Raw genomic sequence first — 5660 nt, 5'->3', positions numbered from 1 at the left:
GCCCTCTAGATGAATTTTATCCAGCATGAACGGGCAGCCAACCTTGAAGCAAGCTTCACCAACAAGGATGAAAAATTTAATGTTTTATTTTCATGGCACATGGCAGTAATACCCCCACCTCAAGTCTTGAGTGAAACGAAAAGAGTAGGTGGGGATAAACTGGTCCGTAAATGTCCGATTGGTTCAAGGCTCTTTAGGTCATACCTTTGGGGTGCCAACAATCAGTGGGGAACGGCCACTGATGGAAGTTTCACTCTATCTTCACCACAGGGAGGACACCCTTTATTATTACTAGATTTCATGATTGGCCCCCATTTATACAATTTGTGTTGGTAAGAACCGTCCCTACCAGCACGCCTACCAGCACGAATGCTAAATCAAGGTTTGGATGTGTTGGTAAGAACCGTCCCCATCAGCACGCTGCCTATCAACATGCTGCCTTCGGTGTTGGTGGAGGAGGGGTTCGGTGTAGCCGTTTGGTTGCTCATGTCCTTGGAATACTAGTGCGCATGCGGCTTGGAAGGCGATGGAGCGGGTATAATCCTCTGCCATTGCTATATAGTTCGGGTCATCCGCATTTTGCTCGTCAACCACTTTAGCCATGCGCTTCATTGTTTCCGTTACCTGATCCTCCGTGCAAATACCATGGCGAAGCCAATTTGCCATGTGCTGACTGGAAATCCTAAGGGTTGCTCGGTCCTCCATTAAGGCTACATTATTTATATCTGGAACCTTAGAACAACCTACTCCTTGATCGACCCAGCGAACGACATAGCCTAAAATTCCTTGAGCATTGTTATCCAATTCCTGCTGAATTTCCTCTGGACTCCAATCAGTATTCTCAGCGACAGGAATTTCTAACATACGATCAATCAGTTCCTCCTGATCTAACTGCCCCATCAAGCTCTCTTGAATGGAAGGCACATCAAACTCATGATAATGCAACGCATGTAAGGTTGCTGCAGTAGGAGATGGGACCCAGGCAGTACTCGCCCCCGCCTCCAATTGAGCTCCCTTTTGCGATAACATCTCATTCATCAGATCAGGCATCGCCCACATTCCCTTGCCAATCTGCGCCTTCCCCCTTAAGCCGCAAGACAAGCCAGATACCACGTTAGATTTCTCATAGGCCGTGAGCCAATTCGATGATTTCATATCTCCCTTGCGAATCATCGGTCCAGCCTCCATGGATGTGTGAATTTCATCTCCTGTACGATCCAAAAATCCAGTATTAATAAACACGATTCGTTCCTTTACCTGCTCCATACATCTTCTCAAATTGAGCGAGGTCCTCCGCTCTTCATCCATTACCCCCATTTTCATTGTATGTCTTCTAAGCCCTAGCATATCCTCCACCCGATTAAACATGCGATTTGCAAACTGTACCTCTTCTGACCCGTGCATCTTCGGTTTAACGATATAAATCGAGCCCGAACGAGAATTTTGATATCGTCCATTCCCTAACAAATCATGTTTCCCTATTAATCCAGTGATCACGGCATCTAACATTCCTTCTGGTACTTCATTTCCATCTCGATCCAAAATAGCATCGGTTGTCATAAGGTGCCCCACATTCCGGATCAGCATTAAGGACCTTCCCGGTAGGGAAACAGATGTTCCATCCATAGATTGATAGACACGATCACCATTTAATGAGCGCGTCATCATGGTGGCCCCCTTCTTAAAAGCAACGGAAAGATTCCCCATGGTCAGGCCGAACAGATTTCGGTAAACGAGTACTTTGTCGGCGGCGTTTACGGCGGCGACCGAGTCCTCGCAATCCATTATAGTTGTAATCGCAGACTCCAATACGACATCTTTCATTCCGGATTCATCCGTTTTCCCCACGGGATGCGTGCGATCAAACTGTAGTTCCACATGTAATCGATTGTTTTTTAATAAAACCGATTGAGGGTCCTCAGGTTTGCCTTTGTAACCGACGGCTTGTGAAGGTTCTTGTAGTTGGGTGGTTCCCTGATTTTCAACAGTCACTGAGAGTTGGCCGTCCTGTACAATGTATTTAGTTGCATCTTGGTGAGTTCCATTTTTTAGTGGAAAAAATTGATCGAGAAATGCTTTGGCTTTTTGGATGACTTTCTGGCCTCTTTTGGGATTGTAGGTTCCTGTTTTGGTAGCTCCATTTTCTTCGTTGATGGCGTTGGTGCCGTAAAAAGCATCGTATAGGGAGCCCCAGCGTGCATTGGCGGCGTTAATGGCGTATCGGGCGTTGTTCACTGGGACAACGAGCTGTGGCCCGGCTTGGGTTGAGATTTCGGGATCGACGTTGTTGGTTGTGATGTTGAAGTCGTTGGTTTTTTGTTCGATATACCCGATGTTGGTTAGAAAGTTTTTGTAGGTTTCTGGCTGAAAGGTTGTTTGGTTTCTGTGCCATTCGTCGATTTGATTTTGCAGGTGGTCGCGGTGTTGTAGTAGTTTTTTGTTTTCTGGTGTTAGGTCGTGGATGAGGTCATCTAGGTCAGACCAGAATTGGTTTGGTACGACCATGGAATTGGGTAATAGTTCTTCTTCTATAAACTGTTGTAGTACAGGGTCGACCTGAAGACTTTCTCTTTTTATATAATTTGCCATTTCCATCCTCCTTGTGTTCAAAAGACAATCCCCCCAGTGCAGGCGCTTGAGGGGAAGGGTTTTTGGTTGAGTGTGGCTCGTTATTGTTGAGCGTCTCTTTTTATTCTGCCATTTCGTGTTGGTTATAGGTGGATTCATAGATGTGTTCGATGTCGGCGTCTGTCATATAGGCGAGAGTATCCTTATCAAATCCTTTGATCATCTCAATGTAGTGGATCATATTTTTCCTTTCTGTACGGCTCATCACGGTTATTGCCTCCTTTGTTAAAGTTGTTTACTGTTTTATAACAACGGGATTTATTATTTGTTATTATATAACAGATGGAATAAAAGTCAACATGATTTTTCGCCTATTTATTAGTGAGATGTGGGATTTTCGGATCGTTTCCTTATTATATATTTTAGAAAAAATTTAGGAGGGGGTGTCTTGGTTTATCTCACATGAGCGACGCACGCGAGCCGAGAAACGACGCACGGATTCTGGTTGGACGCACGAACTAGAGAAAGCGACGCGCGAATCACCCAAAACGACGCGCGCGAGCCAAGAAACGACGCACGGATTCTGGTTGGACGCACGAACTAGAGAAAACGACGCGCAAATCACCCAAAACGACGCGCGCGAGCCCAAAAACGACGCGCGGATTTTGGTTGGACGCACGAACCAGAGAAAGCGACGCGCAAATCACCCAAAACGACGCGCGCGAGCCGAGAAACGACGCGCGGATTCTGATTGGACGCACGAACCAGAGAAAGCGACGCGCAAATCACCCGAAGAGACGCGCGCGAGCCCAAAAACGACGCACGGATTCTGGTTGGACGCACGAACCAGAGAAAGAGACGCGCAAATCACCCAAAACGACGCGCGCGAGCCGAGAAACGACGCACGGAATTTGGTTGGACGCAACAACTAGAGAAAGCGACGCGCGAATCACCCAAAGCGACGCGCGCGAGCCGAGAAACGACGCGCGGATTTTGGTTGGACGCACGAACTAGAGAAAGCGACGCGCGAATCACCCAAAGCGACGCGCGCGAGCCCAAAAACGACGCACGGATTTTGGTTGGACGCACGAACCAGAGAAAGCGACGCGCGAATCACCCAAAGCGACGCGCGCGAGCCCAAAAACGACGCACGGATTTTGGTTGGACGCACGAACTAGAGAAAGCGACGCGCGAATCACCCAAAGCGACGCGCGCGAGCCCAAAAACGACGCACGGATTTTGGTTGGACGCACGAACCAGAGAAAGCGACGCGCGAATCACCCAAAGCGACGCGCGCGAGCCCAAAAACGACGCACGGATTTTGGTTGGACGCACGAACTAGAGAAAGCGACGCGCGAATCACCCAAAGCGACGCGCGCGAGCCCAAAAACGACGCACGGATTTTGGTTGGACGCACGAACCAGAGAAAGCGACGCGCGAATCACCCAAAGCGACGCGCGCGAGCCCAAAAACGACGCACGGAATTTGGTTGGACGCACGAACTAGAGAAAGCGACGCGCGAATCACCCAAAACGACGCGCGCGAGCCCAAAAACGACGCGCGGAATTTAGGCCGGCCCGTGAATTTAAGATAGACGAACAAATTCTAATGATCGACGATCGAATTTCAGGGTAGCGAAAAAAATTAGGCAAACTTTTTTTAAAAAAATGGTTCATATTTTAGTTGCTGTGTTATATAATAGTTATCGTTAAACATAACTGTTTTATAACAATGGGGTTGTTAATAAAAACTATGTTTAGCAAAGGGAGAGATTGTGAATGTCGCGAGAAGCAAAGTTAGAGGAATTGTGGAGTATGGAAGATCGGTGGGAAGGAGTAGAGAGACCTTATTCAGCGAAGGATGTGATGAAGCTTCGAGGCTCGATTGATATTGAGTATACGTTGGCGAGAAGGGGAGCGGAAAAGCTTTGGTCCTTACTCCATGAAAAGGACTATGTCCATGCGCTTGGGGCATTAACTGGAAACCAGGCGGTGCAACAGGTGAAAGCAGGATTACAAGCAATCTACTTAAGTGGGTGGCAAGTGGCTGCAGATGCAAACTTGGCAGGACATATGTATCCTGATCAAAGCCTCTATCCAGCAAACAGTGTACCTCATGTCGTGAAGCGGATTAATCAAGCGCTTCAGCGTGCAGACCAAATTCAGACATTGGAGGGCAAGGGAGATATTGATTATTTTGTCCCGATTGTTGCAGATGCAGAAGCTGGGTTTGGTGGTCAATTAAATGTGTTTGAGTTGATGAAAGGCATGATTGAATCTGGAGCAGCTGCTGTTCATTTTGAAGATCAGTTGTCGTCGGAGAAAAAGTGTGGTCATCTTGGGGGGAAAGTACTCCTACCAACTCAAACAGCAGTGAAAAATTTAATTGCAGCCCGCTTAGCTGCTGATGTATTGGGTACACCAACGATAATTGTTGCACGTACGGATGCTGATGCAGCAGACATGATTACAAGTGACATTGATGAATATGATCGCCCTTTCCTAATGGGGGAGCGGACTTCAGAAGGATTTTATAGAACCAAAAATGGCTTGGATCAAGCTATTGCACGTGGGCTGGCTTATGCTCCATATGCAGACATGATTTGGTGTGAAACATCTAAGCCAGATTTAGAACAAGCTCATCGTTTTGCAGAGGCTATTCATGAGAAATATCCGAATAAAAAATTGGCCTATAATTGCTCACCATCCTTTAATTGGCAGGCACATTTAGATGAAGATACGATTGAAAACTTCCAAAAGAAACTTGGAAAAATGGGGTATAAGTTCCAGTTCGTCACTCTTGCTGGTTTCCATGCTTTAAATCATAGCATGTTTAGTCTAGCCCGAGGGTATAAAGAGAGAGGAATGGCTGCTTATTCTGAGCTTCAACAGGCTGAATTTGCTAGCGAAAAAGACGGATACACAGCAACCAAGCACCAACGCGAAGTCGGAACCTCCTACTTCGACCAAGTATCTCAAACCATCTCAGGAGGAACATCATCCACCACAGCAATGAAAGGCTCCACAGAACAAGAACAATTTGTGTAAGAGCGTGTTGGTAGGGACGGTTCTATTAGGGAACAATCGGAAGTT

At 47.0% G+C, this 5660-nt stretch carries 3 protein-coding genes; 1 reads left to right on the top strand and 2 read right to left on the bottom strand.

Annotated features, from left to right (window positions below):
- Positions 1–372: 372 nt before the first annotated feature.
- Positions 373–2589, bottom strand: coding sequence for a malate synthase G (locus RZN25_15500; GenBank protein ID MEQ6378217.1), 2217 nt, complete (start codon positions 2587–2589; stop codon positions 373–375).
- Positions 2590–2689: 100 nt separating this feature from the next.
- Positions 2690–2833, bottom strand: coding sequence for a BH0509 family protein (locus tag RZN25_15495; protein ID MEQ6378216.1), 144 nt, complete (start codon positions 2831–2833; stop codon positions 2690–2692).
- A gap of 1513 nt (positions 2834–4346) precedes the next feature.
- Here RZN25_15495 and aceA point away from each other — a divergent pair.
- Positions 4347–5615, top strand: coding sequence for an isocitrate lyase (gene aceA / locus RZN25_15490; GenBank protein MEQ6378215.1), 1269 nt, complete (start codon positions 4347–4349; stop codon positions 5613–5615).
- Positions 5616–5660 lie beyond the last annotated feature (45 nt).

Source organism: Bacillaceae bacterium S4-13-56 (assembly GCA_040191315.1).
Lineage (GTDB): Bacteria > Bacillota > Bacilli > Bacillales > JAWJLM01 > JAWJLM01.
Note: the sequence above shows the minus strand (reverse complement) of the source record. Positions and strands in the feature narration are given on the sequence as shown.

Coding starts and splice junctions, on each gene's coding strand:
- RZN25_15500 (MEQ6378217.1), bottom strand. CDS start 2,589: ATGGCAAATTATATAAAAAGAGAAAGTCTTCAGGTCGACCCTGTACTA.
- RZN25_15495 (MEQ6378216.1), bottom strand. CDS start 2,833: ATGAGCCGTACAGAAAGGAAAAATATGATCCACTACATTGAGATGATC.
- aceA (MEQ6378215.1), top strand. CDS start 4,347: ATGTCGCGAGAAGCAAAGTTAGAGGAATTGTGGAGTATGGAAGATCGG.